Annotated in this window: 24 protein-coding genes and 1 pseudogene; 13 read left to right on the forward strand and 12 right to left on the reverse strand. The window is 66.3% G+C overall.

The window, feature by feature from the left end:
- Positions 1–52: 52 nt before the first annotated feature.
- Positions 53–559, reverse strand: a complete 507-nt coding sequence (gene def, locus PTT45_RS18890) for a peptide deformylase (protein WP_043311936.1) — start codon at positions 557–559, stop codon at positions 53–55.
- A 133-nt stretch (positions 560–692) separates the two neighbouring features.
- Here def and PTT45_RS18895 point away from each other — a divergent pair, with 133 nt between their 5' ends.
- From PTT45_RS18895 to PTT45_RS18905, 3 genes are all read left to right on the forward strand, one after another.
- Positions 693–1,733 (forward strand): LysM peptidoglycan-binding domain-containing protein, encoded by a 1,041-nt coding sequence (locus tag PTT45_RS18895; RefSeq protein ID WP_273815425.1) that lies wholly within the window; start codon positions 693–695, stop codon positions 1,731–1,733.
- A gap of 63 nt (positions 1,734–1,796) precedes the next feature.
- Positions 1,797–2,882: a DNA-processing protein DprA gene (gene dprA, locus PTT45_RS18900; protein ID WP_443218214.1), complete on the forward strand. Its 1,086-nt coding sequence runs from the start codon at positions 1,797–1,799 to the stop codon at positions 2,880–2,882.
- Positions 2,883–2,922: 40 nt separating this feature from the next.
- A complete protein-coding gene (locus tag PTT45_RS18905) occupies positions 2,923–3,477 on the forward strand; it encodes an L-threonylcarbamoyladenylate synthase (RefSeq protein ID WP_273815429.1) in 555 nt (184 codons plus the stop codon).
- A 4-nt stretch (positions 3,478–3,481) separates the two neighbouring features.
- Here the strand turns inward: PTT45_RS18905 and PTT45_RS18910 are convergent, their stop codons facing one another.
- Positions 3,482–4,459 (reverse strand): NADPH:quinone reductase, encoded by a 978-nt coding sequence (locus PTT45_RS18910; protein ID WP_273815431.1) that lies wholly within the window; start codon positions 4,457–4,459, stop codon positions 3,482–3,484.
- Between the two features lie 72 nt (positions 4,460–4,531).
- Between PTT45_RS18910 and hemF the strand changes: the two genes are divergently transcribed.
- Genes hemF through PTT45_RS18925 form a run of 3 tightly spaced genes read left to right on the forward strand, consistent with a single transcriptional unit; the run spans position 4,532 to position 7,171 of the window.
- Positions 4,532–5,497 carry an oxygen-dependent coproporphyrinogen oxidase gene (hemF, locus tag PTT45_RS18915; RefSeq protein WP_443218215.1) on the forward strand — a complete coding sequence of 322 codons (966 nt, stop codon included), beginning with the start codon at positions 4,532–4,534 and terminating at the stop codon, positions 5,495–5,497.
- A complete protein-coding gene (gene aroE, locus PTT45_RS18920) occupies positions 5,494–6,315 on the forward strand; it encodes a shikimate dehydrogenase (RefSeq protein WP_273815435.1) in 822 nt (273 codons plus the stop codon). Before hemF ends, aroE begins: the two co-directional genes overlap by 4 nt.
- A 1-nt stretch (position 6,316) precedes the next feature.
- Positions 6,317–7,171, forward strand: coding sequence for a DMT family transporter (locus PTT45_RS18925; RefSeq protein ID WP_273815436.1), 855 nt, complete (start codon positions 6,317–6,319; stop codon positions 7,169–7,171).
- 6 nt (positions 7,172–7,177) lie between these two features.
- On the opposite strand, the gene PTT45_RS18930 is transcribed toward PTT45_RS18925, so the two are convergent.
- Positions 7,178–7,681 carry an anti-virulence regulator CigR family protein gene (locus tag PTT45_RS18930; RefSeq protein WP_273815437.1) on the reverse strand — a complete coding sequence of 168 codons (504 nt, stop codon included), beginning with the start codon at positions 7,679–7,681 and terminating at the stop codon, positions 7,178–7,180.
- 232 nt (positions 7,682–7,913) lie between these two features.
- Here PTT45_RS18930 and pbpG point away from each other — a divergent pair, with 232 nt between their 5' ends.
- On the forward strand, positions 7,914–8,810 hold the full coding sequence (pbpG, locus tag PTT45_RS18935) for a D-alanyl-D-alanine endopeptidase (protein WP_443218216.1): 897 nt from the start codon (positions 7,914–7,916) through the stop codon (positions 8,808–8,810).
- Positions 8,811–8,890: 80 nt separating this feature from the next.
- Here the strand turns inward: pbpG and PTT45_RS18940 are convergent, their stop codons facing one another.
- The 5 genes from PTT45_RS18940 to PTT45_RS18960 all read right to left on the reverse strand — a co-directional run bounded on the left by PTT45_RS18940 (position 8,891) and on the right by PTT45_RS18960 (position 14,638).
- The gene (locus PTT45_RS18940) at positions 8,891–10,219 is read right to left on the reverse strand and encodes a calcium-binding protein (protein WP_273815438.1); all 1,329 of its coding nucleotides are present in this window, start codon (positions 10,217–10,219) and stop codon (positions 8,891–8,893) included.
- A 99-nt stretch (positions 10,220–10,318) separates the two neighbouring features.
- The gene (locus PTT45_RS18945) at positions 10,319–11,668 is read right to left on the reverse strand and encodes a glutamine synthetase family protein (protein ID WP_273815440.1); all 1,350 of its coding nucleotides are present in this window, start codon (positions 11,666–11,668) and stop codon (positions 10,319–10,321) included.
- 17 nt (positions 11,669–11,685) lie between these two features.
- A complete protein-coding gene (locus tag PTT45_RS18950) occupies positions 11,686–12,243 on the reverse strand; it encodes a helix-turn-helix domain-containing protein (RefSeq protein ID WP_273815441.1) in 558 nt (185 codons plus the stop codon).
- Between the two features lie 12 nt (positions 12,244–12,255).
- The gene (locus PTT45_RS18955) at positions 12,256–13,542 is read right to left on the reverse strand and encodes an NAD(P)/FAD-dependent oxidoreductase (RefSeq protein WP_273815443.1); all 1,287 of its coding nucleotides are present in this window, start codon (positions 13,540–13,542) and stop codon (positions 12,256–12,258) included.
- Positions 13,543–13,723: 181 nt separating this feature from the next.
- A complete protein-coding gene (locus PTT45_RS18960) occupies positions 13,724–14,638 on the reverse strand; it encodes a LysR substrate-binding domain-containing protein (protein WP_273815444.1) in 915 nt (304 codons plus the stop codon).
- A 145-nt stretch (positions 14,639–14,783) separates the two neighbouring features.
- Here PTT45_RS18960 and PTT45_RS18965 point away from each other — a divergent pair, with 145 nt between their 5' ends.
- From PTT45_RS18965 to PTT45_RS18980, 5 genes and pseudogenes are all read left to right on the forward strand, one after another.
- Entirely contained in the window at positions 14,784–15,089 is a 306-nt protein-coding gene (locus PTT45_RS18965) for a putative quinol monooxygenase (RefSeq protein WP_273815446.1), read from the forward strand.
- A 314-nt stretch (positions 15,090–15,403) separates the two neighbouring features.
- A pseudogene (locus tag PTT45_RS22430) lies at positions 15,404–16,273 on the forward strand (methyl-accepting chemotaxis protein); the annotation flags it as partial.
- A gap of 201 nt (positions 16,274–16,474) precedes the next feature.
- Positions 16,475–17,179, forward strand: a complete 705-nt coding sequence (locus PTT45_RS22435; protein ID WP_443218222.1) for a methyl-accepting chemotaxis protein — start codon at positions 16,475–16,477, stop codon at positions 17,177–17,179.
- Between the two features lie 52 nt (positions 17,180–17,231).
- Positions 17,232–18,356 (forward strand): M14 family metallopeptidase, encoded by a 1,125-nt coding sequence (locus PTT45_RS18975; protein ID WP_273815449.1) that lies wholly within the window; start codon positions 17,232–17,234, stop codon positions 18,354–18,356.
- 101 nt (positions 18,357–18,457) lie between these two features.
- Positions 18,458–19,438: a fatty acid desaturase gene (locus PTT45_RS18980; RefSeq protein ID WP_273815451.1), complete on the forward strand. Its 981-nt coding sequence runs from the start codon at positions 18,458–18,460 to the stop codon at positions 19,436–19,438.
- Positions 19,439–19,467: 29 nt separating this feature from the next.
- Here the strand turns inward: PTT45_RS18980 and PTT45_RS18985 are convergent, their stop codons facing one another.
- The 3 genes from PTT45_RS18985 to trpB all read right to left on the reverse strand — a co-directional run bounded on the left by PTT45_RS18985 (position 19,468) and on the right by trpB (position 21,846).
- Positions 19,468–19,692, reverse strand: a complete 225-nt coding sequence (locus tag PTT45_RS18985; protein ID WP_273815452.1) for a hypothetical protein — start codon at positions 19,690–19,692, stop codon at positions 19,468–19,470.
- Positions 19,693–19,822: 130 nt separating this feature from the next.
- Entirely contained in the window at positions 19,823–20,632 is an 810-nt protein-coding gene (gene trpA / locus PTT45_RS18990) for a tryptophan synthase subunit alpha (RefSeq protein WP_273815453.1), read from the reverse strand.
- Entirely contained in the window at positions 20,632–21,846 is a 1,215-nt protein-coding gene (gene trpB, locus PTT45_RS18995; RefSeq protein WP_273815454.1) for a tryptophan synthase subunit beta, read from the reverse strand. Before trpB ends, trpA begins: the two co-directional genes overlap by 1 nt.
- A 137-nt stretch (positions 21,847–21,983) precedes the next feature.
- On the opposite strand from trpB, the gene PTT45_RS19000 reads away from it, so the two are divergent.
- Positions 21,984–22,880, forward strand: a complete 897-nt coding sequence (locus tag PTT45_RS19000; protein WP_273815455.1) for a LysR family transcriptional regulator — start codon at positions 21,984–21,986, stop codon at positions 22,878–22,880.
- Positions 22,881–22,951: 71 nt separating this feature from the next.
- Here PTT45_RS19000 and PTT45_RS19005 read toward each other — a convergent pair whose 3' ends face one another.
- Positions 22,952–25,324: a TonB-dependent siderophore receptor gene (locus PTT45_RS19005; RefSeq protein ID WP_273815456.1), complete on the reverse strand. Its 2,373-nt coding sequence runs from the start codon at positions 25,322–25,324 to the stop codon at positions 22,952–22,954.
- Positions 25,325–25,402 lie beyond the last annotated feature (78 nt).

Raw genomic sequence — 25,402 nt, forward strand, 5'->3', positions numbered from 1 at the left:
CACTCACATGAAAAGAAAAAGGCTTGCCGGAGCAAGCCTTTGGGATTCGGGTTCAAGCCTGCTGGCGGTGCTGCTTTTCCAGCTTCTTCTTGATCCGGTCACGCTTGAGATTGGACAGGTAGTCGACGAAGAGCTTGCCGTTGAGGTGATCGCACTCGTGCTGGATGCACACGGCGAGCAGGCCTTCGGCGATCAGCTCGTAGTGGCTGCCGTCGCGGTCCTGGGCCTTGATCTTGACCTTCTGCGGGCGGTCGACGTTCTCGTAGAAGCCGGGCACCGACAGGCAGCCTTCCTGGTACTGGTCCATCTGTTCGGTCAACGACTCGAACTCGGGGTTGATGAACACCCGCGGCTCGGACTTGTCCTCGGACAGATCCATCACCACCACACGCTTGTGCACGTTGATCTGCGTGGCCGCGAGGCCAATGCCGGGGGCGGCATACATGGTCTCGAACATGTCGTCGATCAGTTGGGAAAGTGCCGCGTCGAAGACGGTCACCGGCTTGGCGATGGTGCGCAGGCGCGGATCGGGGAATTCGAGGATGTTGAGAATGGCCATGGCTGTTTGTGATGCACTTGTGGAATAAAGTAAAAAACCGCTGCTAAGATGATGAACAGCTTTGAAAAACGGCTCAAAAGCCGCGGCTTCTGCGGCTTACAGGCGCCAGCCACATAATAAAGGGATTCACCGCATGAGGAAATCACTACTCGCCCTGCTGCTGGTCGCCGCGGGCGGTCTGGTACAGAGTGGCCTGGTCCAGGCAGCCGTCCAGCTCAAGGAAGGTCACCCGGACCGCTACACCGTGGTCAAGGGCGATACTCTGTGGGACATCTCTGGCAAGTTCCTCAGCCAGCCGTGGAAGTGGCCCGAGCTGTGGCACGCCAACCCGCAGATCGAGAATCCTCACCTCATCTACCCGGGCGACACCCTCAGCCTGGTCTATATCGACGGCCAGCCACGCCTGATGCTCAACCGTGGCGAGTCCCGCGGCACCATCAAGCTGTCGCCGCAGATTCGCAGCACGCCGATGGCCGAGGCCATCCCGACCATTCCGCTGGAAGCGATCAACAGCTTCCTGCTGCGTAACCGCATCATCGATACCCCGGAAGACTTCAATGGCCGTCCCTACGTGGTAGCTGGCGGTGCTGAGCGTGTGGTCAGTGGTGCCGGTGATCGTGTCTATGCCCGTGGCTCCTTCGACGATGGCCAGCCTGTCTACGGTATCTTCCGTCAGGGCAAGGTCTATACCGACCCGGAAACCGAGGAGTTCCTCGGCATCAACGCCGACGATATCGGCACCGGCGAGATGGTCGCCGAGGAAGGCGACATCGCCACCTTGACCCTGACCCGCTCCACTCAGGAAGTACGCCTGGGTGACCGCCTGTTCCCCACCGAAGAGCGTGCAGTGAACTCGGTGTTCATGCCCAGCGAACCACAAACCGATATCGACGGTGTGATCCTCGACGTGCCGCGTGGAGTGAACCGTATCGGCCAGTTCGATGTGGTGACCATCAACAAGGGCAAGATCGACGGTCTGGTCGAGGGCAACGTGCTGGCCGTGTACAAGACCGGCGAAACGGTGCGTGACCGCATCACCGGTGAATCGGTGAAGATCCCCGATGAGCGCTCCGGTCTGATGATGGTGTTCCGCACCTACGAGAAGCTCAGCTACGGCCTGGTGCTCTACGCCAATCGAGACCTGTCGCTGATGGACAAGGTGAAGAACCCGTAACACCTAGAACCCCCGCCCAGTGCGGGGGTTCTGCTTTCTGGGCAATGATCAAGGATGATCGCCATGCACATTTCTCCCGCTGAACTGGAGGCGCGCCTGCGCCTGCACAGTCTTCCCGAGCTTGGTCCGCGGCGTTTTCGCCGGTTGTTGGACGCCTTTGGTAGTGCCTCCGCAGCGCTCAGCGCGCCCGCCACAGCTTGGCGCTCCTTGGGATTGCCTGCGGTCTGTGCCGAGCCCCGGCGTAGCGAGGATATCCGCGAGTGTGCCACGACTGCTCTGCGCTGGCTGGAGCAGGAGGGACACTCGCTGCTGATGTGGGAGGACTCCGACTATCCGGCCCTGCTCGCCGAGCTGAGCGATGCACCGCCGCTGCTGTTCGTCGCCGGAGACCGAAGCTTGCTCGAACGCCCTCAGCTGGCCATGGTCGGCAGTCGCCGTGCCTCGCGGCCGGGGCTGGATACAGCGGCATCCTTCGCGCGCAGCCTGGCCGGTGGCGGTTTCGTAATCACCAGCGGCCTGGCCCTGGGTATCGATGGCGCGGCGCACCAGGGAGCGCTGGATGTCGGGGGCGGGACAATCGCCGTGCTCGGTACCGGCCTGCAGCGCATCTATCCTCAGCGTCATGCCGACTTGGCCGAGCGCATTGTCGCGAGTGGTGGCGCTCTGGTCTCTGAGATGCCACTGGACTGCCCGCCGCAGGCCAGCAATTTTCCGCGGCGCAACCGCATCATCAGTGGCTTGTCGTTGGGCGTGCTGGTGGTCGAGGCCAGCCCGTCGAGCGGCTCGCTGATCACTGCACGCTTGGCCGCGGAGCAAGGGCGTGAGGTCTATGCGATCCCGGGCTCCATCCACCATCCGGGGGCGCGTGGCTGCCATCAGCTGATTCGCGAGGGCGCGACCTTGGTAGAGAGCGTCGACGACATTCTCCAGGCGCTGCGTGGGTGGCAGCTAGTAGCGCCGGTCCCGACTGCGATACCACAGGCCGAGCACCCGCTGCTGGAGCAGCTGCGCGCTGCGCCGCAGACCAGCGAGGCCCTGTCCATCGCCTGCGGCCTGGAGCTGAGTGCGACGCTGGTGGCGCTGACCGAGCTGGAGCTGGAGGGGCTGGTCGCCTGCGAGGCCGGCCGCTGGGTACACCGCGCGCCTTGAGCTGGGTACACTCGCCGCCAGAGAAACCAGGGGGGTGAGCATGAGTGGTTGGCAGATACAGCGGGTGGCACGTGTGGTGCGTGAAGGCGGCGTGATCGCCTACCCCACCGAGGCCGTCTGGGGCCTGGGTTGCGATCCATGGAACGAGGCCGCGGTGGATCGCCTGCTGGCACTCAAGGACCGCCCGGTGCACAAGGGCGTGATCTTGGTGGCGGACAGCATCGAACAGTTCGACTTCCTCCTGGACGACCTGCCCGAGCGCTGGATCGACCGCCTGGCCAGCACCTGGCCGGGACCCAACACCTGGCTGGTACCGCATCAGGATCGCCTGCCGCGCTGGATCACCGGCCGGCACGACAGCGTCGCCCTGCGCGTTAGCGCTCATCCGCTGGTGCGAGACCTCTGCGCCCTCACCGGCCCGCTGGTATCCACCTCGGCCAACCCGGCGGGACGGCCCTCGGCGCGTTCGCGCCTGCGCGTCGAGCAGTATTTCCCGCGCCAGCTGGATGCCGTGCTCGGCGGCGCCCTGGGCGGGCGCCGCAACCCCAGCCTGATTCGTGATCTGCGCACGGGCGATGTGATCCGCCCATCCTGACTTCTTACGGAATCAGGATGGTCGAGCCGGTGGTCTGCCGGCCGCTCAGCGCTTCCTGAGCCTTGGCCGCATCGGTTAGCGCATAGCGCTGGCCGATCTCCACCTTGATTGCACCACTGGCAATCAGGCCGAACAGCTCGTCGGCCATGGCCTGCAGGTTCGCGGCGTTGTTGGCGTAATGGCCCAGGGTCGGCCGGGTCACGTAGAGAGAGCCCTTCTGCGCCAGCACGCCGAGGTTGACCCCCGTGACCGCGCCCGAGGCGTTGCCGAAGCTCACCAGCAGGCCGCGCGGTGCCACGCAGTCCAGCGAACGCTCCCAGGTGTCCTTGCCCACCGAGTCGTAGACCACCGGGCACTTGGCGCCGCCGGTCAGCTCCAGAACCCGTTGCACCACATCCTCGTGGCTGTAGTCGATGGTCGCCCAGGCGCCGTTGGCCTTGGCCAGCGCTGCCTTCTCCGGCGACGACACGGTGCCGATCAGCTGCACGCCCAGGGTACGCGCCCACTGGCAGGCGATCAGCCCGACGCCGCCGGCCGCGGCGTGCCAGAGAATGGTCTGCCCCGCCTCGACCTGGTAGGTCTGGCGCAACAGGTACTGCACGGTGAGGCCCTTGAGCAGCACCGCTGCGGCCTGCTCGAAGGAGATCGAGTCCGGCAGCTTGACCAGGTGCTGCGCCGGCAGCACATGCAGCTCGCCATAGGCACCGAGCGGGCCGGTGGCATAGGCCACGCGGTCGCCGACCTTGAGGTGGCTCACCGCACTGCCCACCGCCTCCACTTCGCCGGCGCCCTCGCCGCCCAGGCCGGACGGCAGGCTCGGCGGTTGATACAGGCCACTGCGGTAGTAGGTGTCGATGAAGTTCAGGCCGATGGCGCGGTTGCGTACGCGTACCTCCTGCGGGCCAGGCTCGCTTGCCGACTGGTCGACCAGCTCGAGCACGTCGCTGCCGCCGTGGCGGGAAAACTGGATGCGTTTGGCCATGTCCTGCACTCCTGACAAAGAAGACCATCCAAGCGCCGGCACTGACGGCCGTCAAGTCCGTCGGGGGCGACGATGGTATGCTTGCGCCCCTCTTCCGCCTCTGCCCGGACCATTGCCGTGAGTGAACGTACCCAGGCCGTGAAGGCCTACCTGCTCGACCTGCAGGATCGCATCTGCGCCGCCCTCGAAGCCGAAGATGGCGGTGTCCGCTTCTTCGAAGACAGCTGGGAGCGTCCCGCCGGCGGCGGTGGTCGTACCCGCGTGATCGAGAACGGCGCGCTGATCGAAAAGGGCGGCGTGAACTTCTCCCATGTGTTTGGCGACAGCCTGCCGCCATCGGCCAGTGCCCACCGTCCCGAGTTGGTCGGGCGCGGCTTCGAGGCCATGGGCGTATCCCTGGTGATCCACCCGGAGAACCCGCACGTGCCCACCTCTCATGCCAACGTGCGCTTCTTCAGCGCCGAGAAGGAAGGCGAGGAAGCGGTCTGGTGGTTCGGCGGCGGCTTCGACCTGACGCCCTACTACGCCGTTGAGGAAGACTGCGTGCACTGGCACCAGGTTGCCCGTGACGCCTGCGCGCCGTTCGGCGCCGAGGTCTATCCGAAGTTCAAGGAGTGGTGCGACCGCTACTTCCACCTCAAGCACCGCGGCGAGCCGCGCGGCATTGGCGGGCTGTTCTTCGACGACCTCAACCAGTGGGACTTCGACACCAGCTTCGCCTTCCTGCGCGCCATCGGCGATGCCTACATCCAGGCCTACCTGCCGATCGTCCAGCGCCGCAAGGCCACCCCGTTCACCGAGCAGCAGCGCGAGTTCCAGGCCTTCCGCCGTGGCCGCTACGTCGAGTTTAACCTGGTGTTCGACCGCGGCACCCTGTTCGGCCTGCAGTCCGGCGGGCGCACCGAATCCATCCTCATGTCGCTGCCGCCGCACGTGCGCTGGGGCTATGACTGGAAGCCCGAACCGGGCAGCGAGGAAGCGCGCCTGACCGAGTACTTCCTGCAGGACCGTGACTGGCTTGGCGAGGCTGGCCTGTGAGCGACCGTTACGGCGTGTTCGGCAACCCCATCGGCCACAGCAAGTCGCCGCTGATCCACGGCATGTTTGCCGCGCAGACCGGCGAGCAGCTGTCCTACGAGGCGCTGCTGGCGCCGTTGGACGACTTTGCCGGCTACGCCCGCGCCTTCTTCGCCACCGGCCGGGGCGGCAATGTCACCGTGCCGTTCAAGGAAGAGGCCTATCGCCTGGCCGATGAGCTGAGCGAGCGCGCCCGTCGCGCCGGTGCGGTGAACACCCTTAAAAAGCTCGATGACGGCCGCCTGCTCGGCGACAACACCGACGGTGCCGGACTGGTCCGCGACCTGACGGTGAATGCCGGCATCGACTTGGCGGACAAGCGCATCCTCCTGCTCGGCGCCGGTGGTGCCGTGCGCGGCGTGCTGGAGCCGCTGCTGGCCGAGCGCCCGCAGAGCCTGACCATCGCCAACCGCACGGTGGAGAAGGCCGAGCAGCTGGCGCGCGAGTTCGCCGATCTGGGCCCGGTGGCCGCAGCCGGCTTCGACTGGCTCAGCGAGCCGGTCGACCTGATCATCAACGGCACCTCGGCCTCGCTGGCCGGCGAACTGCCGCCGCTCGACCCGAGCCTGATCCAACCTGGCCACACCGTCTGCTACGACATGATGTACGGCAAGCAGCAGACCGCGTTCAACCGCTGGGCTTTTGATCATGGCGCGGCGCGCTGCATCGACGGCTTGGGCATGCTGGTGGAGCAAGCCGCCGAGGCCTTCTTCGTCTGGCGCGGCGTGCGTCCGCAGAGTGCGGCGGTACTGGCGGAACTGCGCAGCCAGCTGAGCTGACATGCGCTACCTGCTGGTCGTCACGGCCCTCTGGGCCTTTTCCTTCAGCTTGATCGGCGAGTACCTGGCCGGCCGTGTCGACAGCGACTTCGCCGTGCTGGCGCGGGTGCTGATCGCCGCGTTGGTTTTTCTGCCTTTCACCCTCTGGCGCGGTTTGCCGTGGCGCCTGCTGGCCGGCTTTTGGCTGGCCGGCGCGCTGCAGTTCGGCATCACCTACCTGTGCCTGTACCGCAGCTTCCAGGTGCTGACGGTGCCCGAGGTGCTGCTGTTCACCGTGCTCACGCCGATCTACGTGACCCTGCTCGACGATGCCCTGGCGCGGCGCTTCAGCCCCTGGGCGCTGGTGGCCGCGCTGGTCGCCGTGGGCGGCGGGGTGATCATTCGCTTCGACAAGCTGGAAGGTGACTACCTGCTCGGCTTCATCCTGCTGCAGGTGGCCAACGCCACCTTCGCCGCCGGCCAGGTGCTGTGCCGCCGCTTGCTGCTGCACTACCAGCCGATGCAGCCGCTGCACCGCTTCTTCGGCCACTTCTTCCTAGGCGCCCTGGTGTTGGCGCTGCCGTCGTTCCTGCTGTTCGGCAATCCGGACAAGCTGCCGCAAACCTTCGTGCAGTGGGGCGTGCTGGCCTGGATGGGCCTGTTCGCCACGGCCCTGGGCCTGTACTGGTGGGTCAAGGGCAGCACCCAGGTGGACGCCGGCACCCTGGCGATCATGAACGAGCTGCACGTGCCAGCCGGGCTGCTGGTCAACCTGCTGATCTGGAACCGCGACTTCGACCTGCCGCGCCTGGCCGCCGGCGGCGCGGTGATCCTCGCCGCCATGTGGCTGAACCAGCGTGGTCGGCGGGCGGCCTGAGCCGCCTCAGTTCAGCACGCCCTGCAGGATGGTGTAGACGATGCCGGTGGTCACGGTGATCAGCACCACGTCGCTGCCGACCCGGCGCCATTCGTACCCCGCGTAGTGCGGCAGGCCATGCAGAGCACGCTCGTCCAGGCGCTTGCCGTAGCCGGGCGGCAGCGGCTGGCCCTGGCGAATGTGCACGCCGGGCGGCACGGCCGGGCCACGGCCGATCTGTGCGCGGCGTTCGTGGAAGGCCCGATGTACGTCGGCGAAGTTTCGCGGTGGCGCCTGGTGATGGTCATTCGATGGACGTTGCTGCGCCTGTTGCTGAGGCGGCCTCTGCTGCTGCGCGGAGCCCTGCCCCGGCTGTTGCGGGCGCTGCTGATCCTGGCGGCCGCGTGGCTCCTGGTGTTGTTCCTGGCGCTGCTCCGGCGGGTTCTGCGGTGCGGCGTGGGCGTCGAGCAGGCTGCTGCTGCCGATCAGGAACAGGCCCAACAGGGCGAAGGCGGGATGTGGCTGTTTCATCGGGGGTGATCCTCGCGGAACTGCTGGCGGGTAGGCACCTGGTGGTGCGTCTTGCCTGTTTAGTCCACGGGCGCAGCGGCGAAATCCTCGGTAAAGACATCTTTACCCTGACCTTTACCTTGCGGATACAAAGCGCGGGACGACCGGCTGCCGACCGCGAGGCGCTTTCCGTATACTGCGCGGGCCAGCAAGGACCGCTGTGGCATCCCATCACCCAGAGCGGAATGTACTTGTGAAGATTCTTCGTTACCTGGCCGGCGTGGTTCTGGCCGGCGCGGCCCTGGTGGCCCACGCCTCCCCCCAAGTCCAGGAACTGGCCTCCGGCAGCGCCCTGCTGGTCGACCTCAATACCAACCAGATTCTCTACTCCAGCAACCCGGACCTGCAGGTGCCGATCGCCTCGGTGACCAAGCTGATGACCGCCATGGTGACGCTGGACGCCAAGCCGAACATGAACGAGCAGCTCGACGTGGTGATCCGCGACGTGCCGGAGATGCGCGGTATCTACTCGCGCGTGCGCCTGGGCAGCGTGCTGAGCCGCCACGACATGCTGCTGCTGACCCTGATGAGCTCGGAAAACCGCGCCGCCGCCAGCCTGGCCCATCACTACCCGGGCGGCGTACCGGCTTTCCTCGCGGCGATGAACGCCAAGGCCCGCGCCCTGGGCATGACCCACACCCGCTACCGCGACCCGACCGGCCTGTCCGAGGGCAACGTCTCCACCGCCAACGACCTGATCAAGCTGGTCAAGGCCGCCGGCCAGTACCCGCTGATCGGTCAGCTCAGCAGCACCCGTGAGCACATCCAGCAGTTCAACAAGCCGCGCTACAGCCTGGGCTTCCGCAACACCAACGGCCTGGTGCACAAGCCCAACTGGAGCATCCAGCTGACCAAGACCGGCTTCACCAACGCCGCCGGCCACTGCCTGGTGATGCGCACCCAGATGGGCGGCCGCCCGGTGGCCTTCGTGGTGCTGGATGCCTTCGGCAAGTACACCCACATGGCCGACGCCAACCGCCTCAAGCGTTGGCTGGAAACTGGCCAGGTGACCAAGGTGGCGCCGGCGGCGCTGGCCTACAAGCAGCAGCGACAGGCCGCGCGAGCGCGCACCATGCAGGCGGCGCAGTAACTGTTTCGCTAAGAAAAAGCCCGGCAATAGCCGGGCTTTTTTATACGGTTGTTGTGGACTCTTCGTGCATGCCCGGACTGTCAGGCGATGAAGTCGGCCAGTGACACGCTGCTGACGCCCAGCAGTTGAATGGCGAACTCTGCGCTGGCATCGGCATCCGTGTTGCCGTACAGCACGCCGTTCACCAATTTTAGCTGGCCCGCCTGAGTAAAGGCTGCGGTACTGTTGATGATTGCGGTGAAGGCATCGTTGTCGGCCGTGGCGGTATTGGCATCCAGGGTAGAGAGATCGATACGATCAGAGCCGCTGATGAAGTCGGTGATGATGTCCCAGTTAGTACTGGTCAGTCCTATCTCAGAAAGGGTGTTGAAGTCGAATATATCGTTGCCGGCACCGCCGTTCAGCGAGTCCTTGCCAGCACCGCCGATCAGCCTGTCATCACCACCACCACCATAAATCGAGTCATTGCCGGCCCTGCCATTCAGCACATTGCTAGCGTTGTTGCCAGTTAATTTGTTGGCCAATTCGTTTCCGTTACCGACGCTCTCTGCAGTTCCGGAAAGGCGAAGGTTTTCCTGTGAGGTGCCCAACCTATACGTCACCGTGGACAGAATCGTGTCGGTTCCTCCATTGGCGGCCTCAGAGACAATATCGCCTGAGTTGTCGACGTAATAAGTGTCGTTGCCCAGGCCGCCAGCCATGATGTCGGCACCGGCCATACCATTCAGAATATTCTTGCCACTGTTGCCCGCCAGGATGTTGCCCAGGCTATTTCCCGTGCCATTGATGGCCGCAGTGCCGGAGAGGGAGAGATACTCCAGGTTGTCACCAAGCGTGGTGCTGATCGAGGACACCAGCGTGTCAGTTCCTCCAGCAGCGCTGGACTCGATGACCTTATCGTAGGCGTTATCGATGTAGTAGGTGTCGTTGCCGTTGCCGCCATCGAGGGTGTCGATGCCCAGCCCGCCGTTCAGGACATCGTTGCCTTCATTGCCATACAGCAGATCATTGCCGGCATTGCCGTAGAGCGTGTCGTTACCCGAGTAGCCGGAGAAATTATCGTTGTACTTGGAGCCGATCACCGTATCGGCCTGGCGCAGCATCAGCGCCATTAGTGCCGCGCCATTGCCGCTGGAATAATAGTTGTAGGCTGTTACCGAGCTGATCGAGAAGCCACTGATGCTGACGAAGTTGGATCCACCCTGCGCATAGCTGTAGCCCCGCAGGGTTCCACCAATGACGTCGCCGTAATCGTTGTACGAGAAGCTGCCGGAATAGACTTCCCTGTGATAGCCATCGCTGATGGTGATATTGGAGCCTGTGCCTGTCACGTTACCGGCCCAGGGGCTGGTATCGAACTTCGTATAGGACTGGTAGAGGTTCACTGTTGCCATCAGCAGTACGTCCATGTCGAGGAATATCCGCGCATTCTGGTGGCCATTGGCTACATCTCGCAAGATCTGCCGACGCCTGCCACCTTCTGCTCAGGACTGGCAACACCCTGGCTCTCAGAGGAACCAACGAAACTCCCGCGCGCTGACCTCGTTCATGAAGTCCAGGTGGTCGTGGCGCTTGTTCTCGCAGTAGACGAAGACGAACTCGCCGCCGAGCTTTTCCTTCACCACCTCGTGCGCCTCCATCTGCGCCACGGCGGTGAGCATGTCCTTGGGGAAGGCCACGCCGCTGTCGCGGTCGTCGTTGAGTGAGGGGATTGGCTCCAGTTCCTGCTCCAGGCCGTGCTCCATGCCGCTGAGGATGGCCGCCAGCACCAGGTAGGGGTTGGCGTCGGCGCCGGCCAGGCGGTGTTCGATGCGCAGGTTGCGGCCGTCGGACTCGGGGATACGGATGCATGCGTCGCGGTCCTCGAAGCCCCAGCTGGCCTGGCTCGCCGCGTTCACTCGCGAGCCGTAGCGGCGATAGGCGTTGTGGTTGGCGGCGAAGATCGGCATGCAGTGCGGCAGCAGTTCCAGGCAGCCAGCCACGGCGTGGCGCAGCGGGCGCTGGTTATTGCCGTCGAGCAGGTTGTTGCCGGCCTCGTCGTACAGGCTGACGTGCACGTGCATGCCGCTGCCCGGCGCGTCCAGGTAGGGCTTGCTCATGAAGCTGGCCCTGTAGCCGTTCTTCATGGCCACGCCGCGGGTGCTGCGGCAGAACAGGGCGGCCTGGTCGGCGGCGTGCAGGCCGTCGTCGCAGTGGGCGAAGTTGATCTCGAACTGGCCGGGGCCGATTTCGGCGGTGATCACGTTGGCGTCCACGCCCTGTTCCTGGGCCGCTTCGACCATCTCATGCAGCACATCGGAGAAGCGCGACAGGCGCTCGATGTGCATGTTCGGCTGGTCGTCTTCGTCGTCGGTCAGCGGGTCGCGCGGGAACTGCGGCAGGCCGTCCTGCAGCTTGCGGTCGAACAGGTAGAACTCCAGTTCGAAGGCCACCACCGGGCGGATGCCCTTGGCCTGCAGGCGCTGCAATACACGGGCGAGCACCTCGCGTGGCTCGAACTCGATGGGCGCCCCGGTGCCGTCGGAGCTGATCAGCATCTGTCCCAGCGGCTGGCTCTCCCAGCGCACCGGCTTGAGGCTGCCGGGGATCAGCCGGCGCGGCGCATCCGGGTCGCCGTCGTTGAAGCAGTAGTCGCCGATCGGGTGCAGGCCGCCCTGGGCGCCGAGCAGCACGCAGTTCTGCGGCAGTTTGAGCGGGCCGCCGGCGGCGACCTTCTCCAGCATGTCGAGGGGGTAGCGCTTGCCGTAGAAATGCCCGGGGATGTCCAGGCAGATCAGGTCGACGTAGCGCACGTCGGGGTGGGCGGCGCGGAAGGCGCGGACTTCGCTGAGCAGGTCGGGGAATCTTGTTGTTGTCATGGCGATATCTGCAAAGGTCAGGTGAAGACCCAGAGCACTCTGGTTGGGGAATCGGTGAGGTTGGCGTAGCGGAACTTGGCGTGCGGCGGCAGCTGGAAGCTGTCCCGCGGGCCGAGGGTGGCTGGAGTGGCATCGTCGCCGTACCACACCGTCAGCTCGCCCTCGAGGACGAAGCCGCCCTGCTCGGAGCTGTCATTGAGGTGGCCGTCGCCGGAGGTGGCGCCGGGTTCGAGGAAGCTCTCGAGCATGGAGAAGCCACCGGCCATGCCTGGCGAAGCCAGCACGTCGGTGATGCCGCCGGCGTAGTACAGAGTGCGGCGCTCGTCCGGGCGGGTCACCCAGGGCATCTGGCGCGGCTTGCCGGGGTTGTAGAAATAGGTAGTGGGCACGCCCAGCGCCTCGCTGATGGCAGTGAGGTCGGCCACGGTCGGGCGCGACAGGCCGCGCTCGACCTGGGACAGGAAGCCCACCGAGCGGCCGATGCGCTCGGCCAGCTCGCCCAGGGTCACGTCCTTGTGCTTGCGCAGGTCGCGCACGAGGATCGCGAGGCCTTCGATTTCGTCCTGTTTGTCCATGAGGGTTCCGTTCTAGATAAGGTCGCGCAGGCGATACCAGGCCTTGCCCACCGCCTCGATAGGCGCGGCCAGCAGGTCGCCGCCGGGGAAGCGCGGGTTGTCCAGGCCCTGGTACAGGCCAAGCAGGCGGTCCTGGCCGAGGATGGCGTCGCTGACCGCGCGGGCGGCGGCCAGGGTCGGCAGGATGCCGTGGCCGGAGAAGCCCTGCAGCCAATACTTCTGGCCCTGGCGGCCGACATCCGGGGTGCGCGGCATGGTGCAGTCGATGTGCCCGCCCCAGCCGTAGTCGATCTGCACCCCGCGCAGCTGCGGGAACACGCGCTCCAGGTAGGGCCGGGTGGTCGCCGGCACATCCTTGGGGATGCCGCCCAGGTAGGTGCAGCCGCCGCCGAACAGCAGGCGGTGGTCCGGGGTGACGCGGAAGTAGTCGGGGACGAACTGGTTGTCGATGGCGCAGGTGCCACGCGGCAGCAACGAGCAGGCCAGTTCGGGGTCGAGCGGCGCGGTGGCCACCTGGTAGGAGCCGACCGGCAGCAGACGCTTCGACAGCTCGCGGTCGAGGCCGTCGATGTAGGCGTTGCAGGCCAGGACCAGCACGTCGCCGCGTACCTCGCCATGCTCGCAACGCACGGAGTAGCCGTTGGTGGTTTCCTGCCAGCCCAGCGCCTTGCTCTGTTCGAAGATGCGCCCGCCGGCGGCCTCGATGGCGCCGGCCAGGCCGTGGGCCAGCTTCAGCGGGTTGAGGTGGGCGGCGCCGGAGTCATGCAGCGCGGCCAGGTAGCGCGGGCTGGCGATCCACTGCGGCAGATCCTTTTGTGGAATGAAACTGAGCTGCTTGTAGCCATACTTCTGCTCGGCCTCCTCCAGGTTCTCCTGCAGCAGGCGGGCGCGGCGTGGCAGCACGGCGGTGTAGATGGCGCCGCTGCGGTAGTCGATGTCGAAGCCATGGCGCTGGGGCAGCTCACGCATCTCCTCGGCGGCCCAGACCATGCTGTCCCACAGCAGGCGGGCGCGCTCGGTGCCGAGGGCCTTCTCCAGTGGTGGCATGTCGCAGGACCAGCCGGGCAGGGCCTGGCCGCCGTTGCGCCCGGAGGCGGCCCAGGCCAGGCGGCTGGCCTCCAGTAGCACCACCTTCTTGCCGGCCAGGGCCAGGCGTAATCCGGTGTGCAGGCCGCTAAAGCCGGCGCCGACGATGATCACGTCGCAGTCGAGCGACTCCTGCAGGTGCGGGCGCAGGGGGATCTGGCCATAGGTGCCGGCGTAGTAGGTGCCGATGTGCTGGGCTGACTGCTTGAACATGACCGCCTCGTGAAATTTATTCTTGTTAATTTCATGAAAAATCTCACAAGGAATTTCATAAGGCAAGTGTCGTGACCGATGGGTCTTACCAAAGGCCTGTCGCCACGATCCGCCTTCAGCATCACGGCTGGTCGTATCGGCGGCTGCTACAGCGCTCGGCCCGCTGCGTCGGCGAGCCGCGTCAGCTCTTGGTCTCGGCCACGCTGGGGTTCTGAGCCATGGCCTGGCTGAGGTAGTCGAGGAAGCAGGTGATGCGCGCCGCCAGCGCCGTGTTGCGGTAGTACACGGCGTTGACCGGCTGGCGGCTGTCGACGCTGTATTCGGCCAGCACTTCTACCAGCGCGCCGCTGGCGCGGTCGGTGGCGGTCATGAAGTCCGACAGGCAGACCAGTCCGGCACCTGCCAGCGCCAGGTGGCGCAGGGTCTCGCCGCTGGAGGCGCGCAGCGTCGGGGCGATCGGCAGGCCGTCGCCGTGGGCGCTGCGCAGCGGCCAGGTGTTGAGGTTCTCCAGCTGGGTGAAGCCGAGCAGCTCGTGGCCCTCCAGCTCGGCCGGGCTCTGCGGCGTGCCGCGCGCGGCCAGGTAGGCTGGGCTGGCCAGCACACGGATGCGGCTGCAGCCGAGCGGGCGGGCGTGCAGGCTGGAGTCGCGCAGGGCGCCGATGCGGATGGCCAGGTCGGTGCGCTGCTCCAGCAGGTCGATGTTCTGCTCGTTGCTGGTCAGCTCCAGCTCGATCTGCGGATAGCGCTGGCGGAAGCCGGCCACCAGCGGCACGAGCACGTGCAGCACGAAGGGCGTGGCGGCATCCACGCGCAGGCGCCCGGCCGGTGCCTGGCGGCGCAGGCTCATCTGTTCTTCGGCCTCCTCCACGGTGTCGAGGATGCGTCGTGCCTGGATCAGGAAGGCGGCGCCCTCCTCGGTCAGCTCCAGGCGCCGGGTGGTACGGCGCAGCAGGGTCACTTCGAGCTTGTCCTCCAGCCGCGCCAGCGCGCGGCTGACGCCCGAGGCGGTCTGCCCCAGGTGCTCGGCGGCGGCGCTGATGGAGCCGGCATCGACCACCTGGGTGAAGGCCTGCAGTTCGTCGAGGCTGGTCTTCATTCGTGACTCCGTGGCAAGGAAGTTGGCGGACTACTGGATACCTGCGCAAGAGTGTGGCGCGCGCGCTGGCGGCCGGCAATCGTGGTGAAGTCCATTCGCCGAGTCTGAGGTCAACAGCTGTAGAGGCTGCCGAGGAGGGCGTCCGATGATCGAGGTGATCACGCAGATCAGTTGCCAGCCGGGCCAGCGCCAGGCGGTGCTGGAGGCGCTACTGGCCAACCAGGCACGGGTGCAGGGCGAGGTCGGCTGCATCGCCTATCGGCCGTTGCAGGATGCCGCCGCCGGCCTGCCCGAGCAGGTGATGGACGCCGACGAACTGCTGGTGCACGAGCAGTGGCAGAGCCTCAAGCACCTGCAGGCGCACCTGGCCTCGCCACATGTGCAGGAGTTCCAGCGTGACACCGCGCAGTGGGTGCGGGAGGTGCGTCTGCGCGTGTTGCAGACGCCCTGAATCGCGCCTGACGCCTGGCTCGACATATTTAGACCGATGATTCTCTGACGCCATAGACTTGGCAAATGATGGCCATTTGTGATCAAGTTCGCCTCCGCGCGCGTTAGCTCAGCGGGGCTGGCCCAAGAAAAACAATCACGCCCAGTCGTTCATGGACTTCGATTTCTTGGGACCTCTCTATGCAAACCTGGTTTGGCAACCTCTCCATCACCCGCAAACTCGGCCTGGGCTTCGGCCTGGTGCTGGTGCTCACCCTCGTCCTGGCGCTGATCAGCTGGAACAGCATCAGCGGCCTGATCAACCGCAGCAACTGGATGGGCGATATCGCCACGCTCGACTCCGAGCTGACCAAGCTGCGTGTCACCCGCTTGCAGTACATGGTGGCCAACGGCGACGAAGCCGTCGGGCAGACCGTGCTGACCGCCCTGAACAACTACGAGCGCCTGCAGGAAGACGTGACCGCGCGCTTCAAGAGCCCGGACAACGTGCAGCGCCTCAAGCAGCAGGGCGCGGTGATCGACGACTACCGCGTGTCGTTCGAGGCCATGCGTGCCGGCTACAAGGCCCGCGCCACCGCGCGCGAGGCGATGGTCGGCAGTGCCCAGGCGGCGCTGCAGTCGTTCGACGCGCTGTCCAGCTCGGTGCAGCAACGCCCGGACGATGCCGACCGCTTCGCCGACTTCCAGGCCGTCGGCATCGCTCGTGAAGAGCTGCTGATGGCGCGCTACGAGGTGCGTGGCTTCATCTTCAACGCCGACGCCAAGTCCGAGCAGCTGGCCCTGCAGCAGCTGGAGAAGGCCAAGGCCGCCGTGGCTCGTCTCGATGACAGCTTCGCCTCCAGCCTCACCGCCAACGCCACCCAGGCCCTGATGCGCTACGAGGCGGCGGTGAAGCAGTACAAGTCCACCGTCGAGCAGATCGCCAAGGCCCGTGCGGAGATGACCGAGCAGGGCCAGGTGATCGTCAAGCTGGACGAGGAGCTGATGAAGATCCAGTTCGAGCGGCGTGACGAGGAAAGCGCCCGCGCGCTGTCGCTGCAGGCCATCAGCGCCCTGCTGGCGCTGGTGCTCGGCGGCCTGGCTGCGGTGATCATCACCCGTCAGATCACCCGCCCGCTGCGCGAGACCCTGAGCGTGGTCGAGCGCATCGCCGACGGCGACCTTACTGCCGATCTCAACACCACCCGTCGTGACGAACTGGGTCTGCTGCAGCAAGGCGTGCAGCGCATGGGCTTGAGCCTGCGCGCGCTGATCGGCGGCATCCGCGACAGCGTGACCCAGATCGCCAGCGCCGCCGAGGAGCTGTCTGCGGTGACCGAGCAGACCCGCGCCGGGGTCAACACGCAGAAGATCGAGACCGACCAGGTGGCCACCGCCATGCACGAGATGGCCGCCACCGTGCAGGAAGTCGCGCGCAACGCCGAGAGCGCCTCGCAGGCCGCCAACGAAGCCGACGGCGAGGCCCGCCAGGGTGATCGCGTGGTAGCCGAGGTGGTTAGCCAGATCGAGCGCCTGGCCGGCGAAGTGGATCGCTCCACCCAGGCCATGCAGGTGCTGCAGCAGGAGAGCAACAAGATCGGCAGCGTGATGGACGTGATCCGCGCGGTGGCCGAGCAGACCAACCTGCTGGCGCTCAACGCGGCCATCGAGGCGGCGCGTGCCGGTGAGGCTGGACGCGGCTTCGCCGTGGTCGCCGACGAGGTGCGTGGCCTGGCCCAGCGCACGCAGAAGTCCACCGAGGAGATCGCCGAACTGGTCGCCGGCCTGCAGAGCCGTACCCAGCAGGTGGCCGAGGTGATGAACAACAGCCGCACCATCACCGACAACAGCGTGGTCTTGACCCGTCAGGCCGGCGAGGCCCTGGCGGGCATCACCAGCCGTGTGTCCAGCATCCAGTCGATGAACCTGCAGATCGCCGCCGCTGCCGAGGAGCAGAGCGCGGTGGCCGAGGAGATCAGCCGCAGCGTGATCAACGTGCGCGACGTCTCCGAGCAGAGCGCCGCGGCCAGCGACGAGACCGCCGCCTCCAGCGTCGAGCTGGCGCGCCTGGGTGGAGAGCTGCAACAGCTGGTCAGCCGCTTCCGCATCTGACGCCGGCTAGCCTGGGGAGTATCCTGCCGACTTCGGTTGGCAGGAGCGTCCCATGCAGATTCGCAGCGATTTCGACAGCGGCAACATCGAGGTTCTCAACGCCGGCGACCCGGCTCGGGTACGCCTGGCGATCCGCAAGGACTTCGCCAGCGATCACTTCCAGTGGTTCCACTTCCTCGCTGAGGGCCTGAGCGTCGGCGAGCGCCACGGCTTCACCCTGGAGAACGCCGCGCAGTCGAGCTACCGCAACGCCTGGCCCGGCTACCAGACGGTGGCCAGCTACGATGGCGTGGACTGGTTCCGCGTGCCCACCCACTTCGACGAACACGGTCTGCACTTCGAGCTGCTGGCCGAGCAGGCGTCTGCCCGCTTCGCCTACTTCGAGCCCTACCTGCGCGCGCGACATGCCCAGCTGCTGGTGCAGGCGCTGGCGCTGCCCAACGTCGAACTGCTGGCCTGCGGCAGCAGCCTGCAGGGGCGCGAACTGCCGCTGCTGCACGTGCGCGGTACCGCCAGCGCGCCGCGCAAGCTGTGGCTGATCGCCCAGCAGCACCCCGGCGAGCACATGGCCGAGTGGTTCATGGAGGGGCTGATCGAGCGCCTGGCCCAGCCCGATGCCGAACTGCAGCAGCTGCTCAGCCAGGCCGATCTGTATTTGGTGCCGCATATGAACCCAGACGGCTCCTTCCTCGGCAACCTGCGCACCAACGCCGCCGGCCAGGACCTCAACCGTGCTTGGCAGGTGCCCTCGGCCGAGCGCAGTCCCGAGGTGCTGTTCGTCCAGCAGCAGATGGCTGGCCAGGGCGTGGACTGCTTCCTCGATATCCACGGCGACGAGGAGATTCCCCACGTGTTCACCGCCGGCTGCGAGGGCAACCCCGGCTTCACTCCGCGCCTGGATGAACTGGAACAGGAGTTCCGCCAGCGCCTGGTGGCCGCCGGCGAATTCCAGGTGGCCCATGGCTACCCGCGCGACCAGCCGGGCCAGGCCAACCTGGCGCTGGCCTGCAACTGGGTCGGGCAGACCTACGACTGCCTGTCCTTCACCCTGGAAATGCCATTCAAGGATCACGACGACAGCCCGCAACCGCGCACCGGCTGGAACGGCGCGCGCTCCAAGCGCCTGGCGGGTGCGGTGTTGAGCGTGCTGGCGTCGATGGTGCAAAAGCTGCGTTGAGGCGTTTGGCAGAAACGCATTGCATTCAGTCATCTCCGACGCCTGCAATGCGCCGCAGCTGATGCTGCAATCGGGGCGACTTCAATGATGAGCGTCGCGCCATGTCCGAGACCCGCACCCGTATCGCCGATATCCTCAGCCGCGAGGAGATCAGGGCCCTCACCCAGCGCTCCGACTGGCGCGGTGGCTGGGCCGTGTTTTCCACCTGGGGCGTGCTGGCGCTGACTTTCGCCGCCCTGGCCTGGGCCCAGGAGCATCTGCCGCTGTGGGCCTTTGCTCTCGCCCTGCTCGCCGGCCTGGCGGTGATCGCCGGGCGCCAGCTGTGCTTGGCCATCCTGCAGCACGATGCGGCGCACGGCACCCTGTTCAAGAGCAAGTGGGGCAATGACGTGCTGGCCGACTGGCTGTGCGCGCGGCCGGTATGGAACGAGCTGCACAAGTACCGCCCCTACCACCTGGTGCACCACGCCAAGACTTCCAGCGAGCAGGACCCGGACCTGTCGCTGGTGGCCGGTTTCCCCACCACGCGCACCTCGCTGCTGCGCAAGCTGGTCCGCGACCTGTTCGGCGTCACCGGTCTGAAGTTCATGCTCGGCCGGGTGCTGATGGACGCCGGCGTGCTCAAGTGGACGGTGGCCAACGATGTGCAGGTACTGGCCCAGGAAGGCCGACGCTGGTGGGACTATCCGCTGACTTTCCTCGGCAACGCCGCTGGCATGCTGATCAGCAACGGCTTGTTGTTGGCCGCGCTGTGGGCCTGCGGCGAGGCCTGGCTGTACGGCGTCTGGGTGCTGGCCTACGTCACGCCCTTCCCGTTGTTCATCCGCATTCGCTCGATGGCCGAGCACGCCTGCCTGGAGCCGAGCCGCGACACCCTGCGCAACACCCGCACCACGCGCGCCGGCTGGCTGGCCCGCGCCTTCGTCGCGCCGATCCGGGTCAACTACCACATCGAGCATCACCTGATGGCCTCGGTGCCCTACTTCCGCCTGCCGCAGCTGCATGCCCTGCTGCGCGAGCGCGGCCTGACCCCGGAGCCGCCGGGCTACTGGCAGGTGCTGCGCATTGTCAGCAGCAAGTGAATGAGCAGCTCAGCGAGAGGCGCTGAGCGCTAGAGGTCGATTCCCAGCTCCCAGCCGGGGTTATGCGGCCGGCGGTCCAGGCCACTGCGGCGCTCACCCTCGAAGCGAATGGTCTGCCGTCGCTCTTCGTGCCGGCGGCGGTCACCTTTGCTGTGGTCGCGGGTATCAATCTGGAAGTGCGCCTTCGGTTTGGCCGTGGCGATATCCAGTTTGGGTTCGAGGGAGAAGTCGAGCGGGGGAAGGACGTCGGTCATGGTGGACTCCAGCCGTGAGGCTCACACGCGGACGTCGGTCGAGCGTTATCCCCATTGAGGCTAGTCAGGCACCGTTGCGGTTGCCATGTCGCTCGTCCGGAAGGGCGTGCCGCCCCTCCGGACATCGAGATCAGCGACGAGCGCCGCGCACGCCCTCAGCCAGCTGGGCGCACAGATTCAGTACGCCTTCGACGGCTTGCTGCGGGGTGGACGCCTTGGCGATCTGGTCGACCAGCGCCGAACCCACCACCACGCCTTCGGCGCGGCGCGCCACGTCGGCCGCGTGCTCCGGGGTGCGGATGCCGAAGCCGATGCACACCGGCAGGTCGGTGTGGCGGCGCAGGCGGGCGTGGGCTTCTTCCACCTGGTCCAGGGTGGCCGAACCGGCACCGGTCACGCCGGCCACGGAGACGTAGTAGACGAAGCCGGAGCTGCCGTTGAGTACGGTCGGCAGGCGCTTGTCGTCGGTGGTCGGGGTGGTCAGGCGGATGAAGTCGATGCCTGCGGCCTGGGCCGGGAAGCACAGGTCGGCGTTATGTTCCGGCGGCAGGTCGACCACGATCAGGCCATCCACGCCGGCTTCCTTGGCGTCGGCGATGAACTTGTCCACGCCGTAGTAGTGGATGGGGTTGAAGTAGCCCATCAGCACCAGCGGGGTGTTCTGCTCGCCCTGGCGGAATTCGCGGACCATCTGCAGGGTCTTGGCCAGGGTCTGCTTGGCGCCCAGGGCGCGGATGTTGGCCAGCTGGATCGACGGGCCATCGGCCATCGGATCGGTGAAGGGCATGCCCAGCTCGATCACGTCGGCACCGGCGGCCGGCAGGCCCTTGAGGATGGCCAGCGAGGTGTCGTAGTCCGGGTCGCCGCCGGTGACGAAGGTGACCAGGGCGGCGCGGTTCTGCTGTTTCAGCTCGGCAAATCGGCTCTGCAGACGGCTCATCAGTTGTTCTCCGATTTGGACAGGTCGAGGTGGTGCATCACGGTCTGCATGTCCTTGTCGCCGCGGCCGGACAGGTTGACCACCATGATGTGGTCCTTGGGCAGGTTCGGCGCGCGCTTGAAGACTTCGGCCAGGGCGTGCGAGCTCTCCAGGGCCGGGATGATGCCTTCCAGGCGGCAGCACTGGTGGAAGGCGGCCAGGGCTTCGTCGTCGGTGATCGAGGTGTACTCGACGCGGCCGATGTCGTGCAGCCAGGCGTGCTCGGGGCCGATGCCCGGGTAGTCGAGGCCGGCGGAAATCGAGTGGGCGTCGATGATCTGGCCGTCGTCGTCCTGCAGCAGGAAGGTGCGGTTGCCGTGCAGCACGCCCGGTACGCCGCCGTTGAGGCTGGCGGCGTGCTTGCCGGTCTCGATGCCGTGGCCGGCGGCTTCTACGCCGACGATCTGCACCGACTGGTCATCGAGGAACGGGTGGAACAGGCCCATGGCGTTGGAGCCGCCGCCGATGCAGGCGACCAGCGAATCCGGCAGGCGGCCTTCCTTCTCGGCCAGCTGCTCGCGGGTTTCCTTGCCGATCACCGCCTGGAAGTCGCGGACCATGGCCGGGTACGGGTGCGGGCCGGCGACGGTGCCGATCAGGTAGAAGGTGTTGTGCACGTTGGTGACCCAGTCGCGCAGCGCCTCGTTCATCGCATCCTTCAGGGTGCCGGTGCCGGCGGTGACCGGGATCACGGTGGCGCCCAGCAGCTTCATGCGGAACACGTTGGCCTGCTGGCGATCGATGTCGGTAGTGCCCATGAAGATCACGCATTCCATGCCGAAGCGCGCGGCTACGGTGGCGGTGGCCACGCCGTGCATGCCGGCGCCGGTCTCGGCGATGATGCGTTTCTTGCCCATGCGCTTGGCCAGCAGGATCTGGCCGATGCAGTTGTTGATCTTGTGCGCGCCGGTGTGATTGAGCTCTTCGCGCTTGAGGTAGATCTTGGCGCCGCCGCAGTGCTCGGTCAGGCGCTCGGCGAAGTACAGTGGGCTAGGGCGGCCGACGTAGTCGCGCTGGAAGTAGGCCAGTTCCTTGGCGAAATCCGGGTCGGCCTTGGCCTTCTCGTATTCGGCGGCGAGGTCGTGGATCAGCGGCATCAGGGTCTCGGCGACGTACTGCCCGCCGAAGGAGCCGAACAGGCCGGTGGCGTCAGGGCCGGTGCGCAGGGAAGTCATGGTGTTCTCCTGTTCTTGCTGCCCTGATCCGCGAAAGACGGATCAAGGGAGCGTGAGCGATGGCGCCATTCTAACCCTGGCCGATCCGGGGAAAAGCGATTAGATTGCTCTGACATGTCAGAAAAACTCACGAATCCATGAGCCGAGAACTGCCCCCGCTGAATGCCTTGCGCGCCTTCGAGGCCGCTGCTCGCCTGCTCAGTGTCAGTCAGGCCGCAGCCGAGCTGCATGTGACCCATGGGGCGGTGAGCCGGCAGATCCGTGTGCTGGAGGAACAGCTCGGGGTCAGCCTGTTCGACAAGGATGGCCGCGGCGTGAAACTCACCGATGCCGGCCGTCGCCTGCGCGAGGTCAGCAGCGAGGCCTTCGAGCGTTTGCGCGAGGTCTGCGGCGAGTTGCGCCAGCAGGACAGCGAGCGTCCCTTCGTCCTCGGTTGCCCTGGCAGCCTGCTGGCGCGCTGGTTCATCCCGCGACTGGACCGCCTGCAGAAGGATCTGCCGGAACTGCGTCTGCAGCTGTCGACCAGCCAGGGCGAGCTGGACCCGCGCAGCCCGGAGGTCGACGCCACCCTGCTGTTCGCCGAACCGCCGTGGCCGGCGGACATGCAGGTGTTCGAGCTGGGTGTGGAGCGCATCGGCCCGGTGCTCAGCCCGCGCTATGCACGCAGCGCCGAGCTGGCCGGCCAGCCGGCCGCCGTCTTGCTCGGCGAGCCGCTGCTGCACACCGCCTCGCGCCCGCAGGCCTGGCCGCAATGGGCTGAGGCCCAGGGTTTGGATGCGCAGCGCCTGCAGCGCGGCCAGGGCTTCGAGCACCTCTACTACCTGCTGGAAGCCGCCGCCAGCGGCCTCGGCGTGGCCATCGCACCGCAGGCGCTGGTGGCCGACGATCTCGCCGCTGGCCGCCTGATCGCACCCTGGGGCTTCGTCGAGACCGACGCTCGCCTGGCCCTGTGGGTACCGAGCCGGCGTGGCGAGCGCCGCGCCGAGCGCCTGGCCGAATGGCTGCGCGGGGAACTGCAGGGCGACAGCAGGTAAAGATCGTAAAGGTCCTGCGGGTTACGCCTCGCTCGTCCGTCTTTACCTGTAGCAGCCCAACTATCTCCGCCTTAGAAGTCGTATTTGGCGGTCAGCAGGTAGCTGCGCGGGTCGCCGTAGGTGTCGGTCGAACCCCAGTAGATGTCGTAGCCGATGCCCGAGTAGTAGTTGCGGTCGAGCACGTTGTTGACGTTCAGCTGCAGATCGAGGTGCTCGTTGACGCGATAGCCGGCGAGCAGGTCGACGGTGGCGTAGCTGCCCTGTTCCAGGCGGTAGATGTCACCGCTGGGCAGGTCTACGTCGTTGTATACGCGGCTCTGCCAGTACAGGGTGCCGCCCACGCGCCACTTATCGAGTTCGCCCGGCAGGTGGTAGAGGCTGGTCAGCTTGAACAGGCGCTCAGGGGCGTCGGAGTCGAAGCGCTCGCCCTCGTTGGACTCGTCGGCGTCATGCCGGTAGCGGGCGCGGGTGTAGGTGAAGCCGGCGCCGACCTGCCAGTTCTCGCTCAGCGCGCCCTGCAGCTCCATGTCCAGGCCCTGGCTGCGCACCGAGCCGGAGGCCTTCGAGCAGTACCAGCCATCGCACACCAGCGGTGCGTCGTAGTCGGTCACCGCGCGGTTCTGCTGGTCGACCTGGAACACCGCCAGGCTGGCATTCAGCGCGCCGCCGAAATACTCGCCCTTGATGCCCAGCTCGTAGTTCTCGCCCACGATCGGCGCCAGCACCTTCTGGCTCGCGTCCTTGGCACTCTGCGGCTGGAACACGTCGGTGTAGCTGGCGTACAGCGAGTGGTGCTGGTCCAGGTCGTAGACCAGGCCGGAGTAGCGGGTGACATTGCGAGTCACCTTGTAGTCGCCCTCGGCGTCGCGATTGTCGTACTCGTACCAGTCCAGGCGCCCGCCGAGGATCAGGGTCAGCGGATCGGCCAGGCTCAGGCGGGTGGTGAGGTAGGCGCCTTCCTGGGTGGTGACTTCCTCGCTCTTGCCGTTGCGCAGGAAGTCCGGCTTGGGCGCATTCACGGCGATCATGCCGCCACCGCTGTAGCTGTGGGTGACCTTGTCGTACTCGCGCTGGCTGACGCCGGCGACCACCTCGTGGCGGCGGCCGAACAGCTCGAGCGGGCCGCTGGCATAGAGGTCGAAGGCGTCATGGTCCTCGTCGTAGCGCGCCTGGAACGCCTGGTGGTACATGTCCAGCGCAGCGTCGCGGCGCAGGTAGGTGCCGGAGAACAGGCCGTCCTGCCAGCTATGCATGGCGCTCAAGCGCAGCTTCCAGTCATTGTCGAAGCGATGTTCCAGATCGGTGAACAGGGTGTTGATCTTCAGTTCCTTGTTTTCCCAGTCGCTGCCGGGATAGCTCGAACGCGACAGGTCCAGGTGGCGACCGTCGACGCCGATGGGCAGGCCGCCCCAGAACAGATTGGTCTGGTCTTCCTGGCGCGAGAAACCGACCGCCAGGGTGGTGTTCTCGGTAAGGTCGGCCTCGCTGATGGCGTAGAACAGGCCGTGGTCGTGTTCTTCCTCGTCGCGGAAGCTGTTGGCGTCGCGGTAGGCGCCGACCACTCGGCCGCGCAGGGTGCCGGCGTCATTCAGCGCGCCGCTGGCATCGACCTCGCCGCGGTAGTCGTCCCAGCTGCCGGCGCTGGTGGTCAGGCTCACTCGTGGATCGCTGGTGGGCCGCTTGCGCACCAGGTTGATCGCCGCCGAAGGGTTGCCGCTGCCGCTGACCAGGCCGGTGGCGCCGCGGATCACCTCCACCCGATCGAACATCGCCAGGTTCGGCTGCGCGCCCATCAGCCAGCCCTGATAGTAGCTGGGCAGGCCGTCGTACATGACGTTGTCGATATCGAAGCCACGGGCGCTGAATGATGGCCGGCCCGGGCCGTCAGCCTTGCTGAGAAACAGCCCGGGAGTGTTCTGCACCACGTCTGTGATGCTGGTCATCGCCTGGTCATCCATGCGCTGGCGCGTCATGACGGTGACTGCTTGCGGCGTCTCGCGCATCGACAATGTCAGCTTGGTGGCGGTGCTCATCTGCCCGGTGGTGTAGGAACCGCTGTCCTCGGTGGTGCTGCCCAGCTCGGCGGCGCTGATGGTGGTGCTGTCCAGGGCCAGGGCACTGCTGTCCTCTGTCGCGCGAATCAGCACATAGCGCTTCTCGCCAACGCGCTGCACGCGCAGGTCGCTACCCTCGAGCAACTGGGCGAAGCCTTGTTCCAGCTCGAAGTCGCCCTGCAGGCCCGGGCTGGAGAGCCCGTCGGTCTCGGTCGCACCGAAGCTAATCATCACCCCGTTGGCGGCGGCGAAACGGCTGAGCGCGGCATCCAGCGGGCCGGCCGGGATCGCATAGCTCTGCGCCCAGGCCGTTGGCAGGATGGAGGTCAGGCTGAGGGCGAGCAGGGTGGGACGCAGAACACGGGCAGGGTACGACGAACGACGGGACATGCGGGCTCCTGATGAAGGTGAACGTTGCGGGTGGAGCCGAAGCAGCCGCGAAAATCTGTCACCCCGGATAGAAAATTT

It is taken from the genome of Pseudomonas sp. Gutcm_11s (assembly GCF_028649395.1).
Lineage (GTDB): Bacteria > Pseudomonadota > Gammaproteobacteria > Pseudomonadales > Pseudomonadaceae > Aquipseudomonas.

What these genes read in the sequence shown, in the direction of transcription:
- def (WP_043311936.1), bottom strand. Translation starts at nt 559, where the DNA reads ATGGCCATTCTCAACATCCTCGAATTCCCCGATCCGCGCCTGCGCACC.
- PTT45_RS18895 (WP_273815425.1), top strand. Translation starts at nt 693, where the DNA reads ATGAGGAAATCACTACTCGCCCTGCTGCTGGTCGCCGCGGGCGGTCTG.
- dprA (WP_443218214.1), top strand. Translation starts at nt 1,797, where the DNA reads ATGCACATTTCTCCCGCTGAACTGGAGGCGCGCCTGCGCCTGCACAGT.
- PTT45_RS18905 (WP_273815429.1), top strand. Translation starts at nt 2,923, where the DNA reads ATGAGTGGTTGGCAGATACAGCGGGTGGCACGTGTGGTGCGTGAAGGC.
- PTT45_RS18910 (WP_273815431.1), bottom strand. Translation starts at nt 4,459, where the DNA reads ATGGCCAAACGCATCCAGTTTTCCCGCCACGGCGGCAGCGACGTGCTC.
- hemF (WP_443218215.1), top strand. Translation starts at nt 4,532, where the DNA reads ATGGTATGCTTGCGCCCCTCTTCCGCCTCTGCCCGGACCATTGCCGTG.
- PTT45_RS18925 (WP_273815436.1), top strand. Translation starts at nt 6,317, where the DNA reads ATGCGCTACCTGCTGGTCGTCACGGCCCTCTGGGCCTTTTCCTTCAGC.
- PTT45_RS18930 (WP_273815437.1), bottom strand. Translation starts at nt 7,681, where the DNA reads ATGAAACAGCCACATCCCGCCTTCGCCCTGTTGGGCCTGTTCCTGATC.
- PTT45_RS18940 (WP_273815438.1), bottom strand. Translation starts at nt 10,219, where the DNA reads ATGGACGTACTGCTGATGGCAACAGTGAACCTCTACCAGTCCTATACG.
- PTT45_RS18945 (WP_273815440.1), bottom strand. Translation starts at nt 11,668, where the DNA reads ATGACAACAACAAGATTCCCCGACCTGCTCAGCGAAGTCCGCGCCTTC.
- PTT45_RS18950 (WP_273815441.1), bottom strand. Translation starts at nt 12,243, where the DNA reads ATGGACAAACAGGACGAAATCGAAGGCCTCGCGATCCTCGTGCGCGAC.
- PTT45_RS18955 (WP_273815443.1), bottom strand. Translation starts at nt 13,542, where the DNA reads ATGTTCAAGCAGTCAGCCCAGCACATCGGCACCTACTACGCCGGCACC.
- PTT45_RS18960 (WP_273815444.1), bottom strand. Translation starts at nt 14,638, where the DNA reads ATGAAGACCAGCCTCGACGAACTGCAGGCCTTCACCCAGGTGGTCGAT.
- PTT45_RS18965 (WP_273815446.1), top strand. Translation starts at nt 14,784, where the DNA reads ATGATCGAGGTGATCACGCAGATCAGTTGCCAGCCGGGCCAGCGCCAG.
- PTT45_RS22435 (WP_443218222.1), top strand. Translation starts at nt 16,475, where the DNA reads ATGGCCGCCACCGTGCAGGAAGTCGCGCGCAACGCCGAGAGCGCCTCG.
- PTT45_RS18975 (WP_273815449.1), top strand. Translation starts at nt 17,232, where the DNA reads ATGCAGATTCGCAGCGATTTCGACAGCGGCAACATCGAGGTTCTCAAC.
- PTT45_RS18980 (WP_273815451.1), top strand. Translation starts at nt 18,458, where the DNA reads ATGTCCGAGACCCGCACCCGTATCGCCGATATCCTCAGCCGCGAGGAG.
- PTT45_RS18985 (WP_273815452.1), bottom strand. Translation starts at nt 19,692, where the DNA reads ATGACCGACGTCCTTCCCCCGCTCGACTTCTCCCTCGAACCCAAACTG.
- trpA (WP_273815453.1), bottom strand. Translation starts at nt 20,632, where the DNA reads ATGAGCCGTCTGCAGAGCCGATTTGCCGAGCTGAAACAGCAGAACCGC.
- trpB (WP_273815454.1), bottom strand. Translation starts at nt 21,846, where the DNA reads ATGACTTCCCTGCGCACCGGCCCTGACGCCACCGGCCTGTTCGGCTCC.
- PTT45_RS19000 (WP_273815455.1), top strand. Translation starts at nt 21,984, where the DNA reads ATGAGCCGAGAACTGCCCCCGCTGAATGCCTTGCGCGCCTTCGAGGCC.
- PTT45_RS19005 (WP_273815456.1), bottom strand. Translation starts at nt 25,324, where the DNA reads ATGTCCCGTCGTTCGTCGTACCCTGCCCGTGTTCTGCGTCCCACCCTG.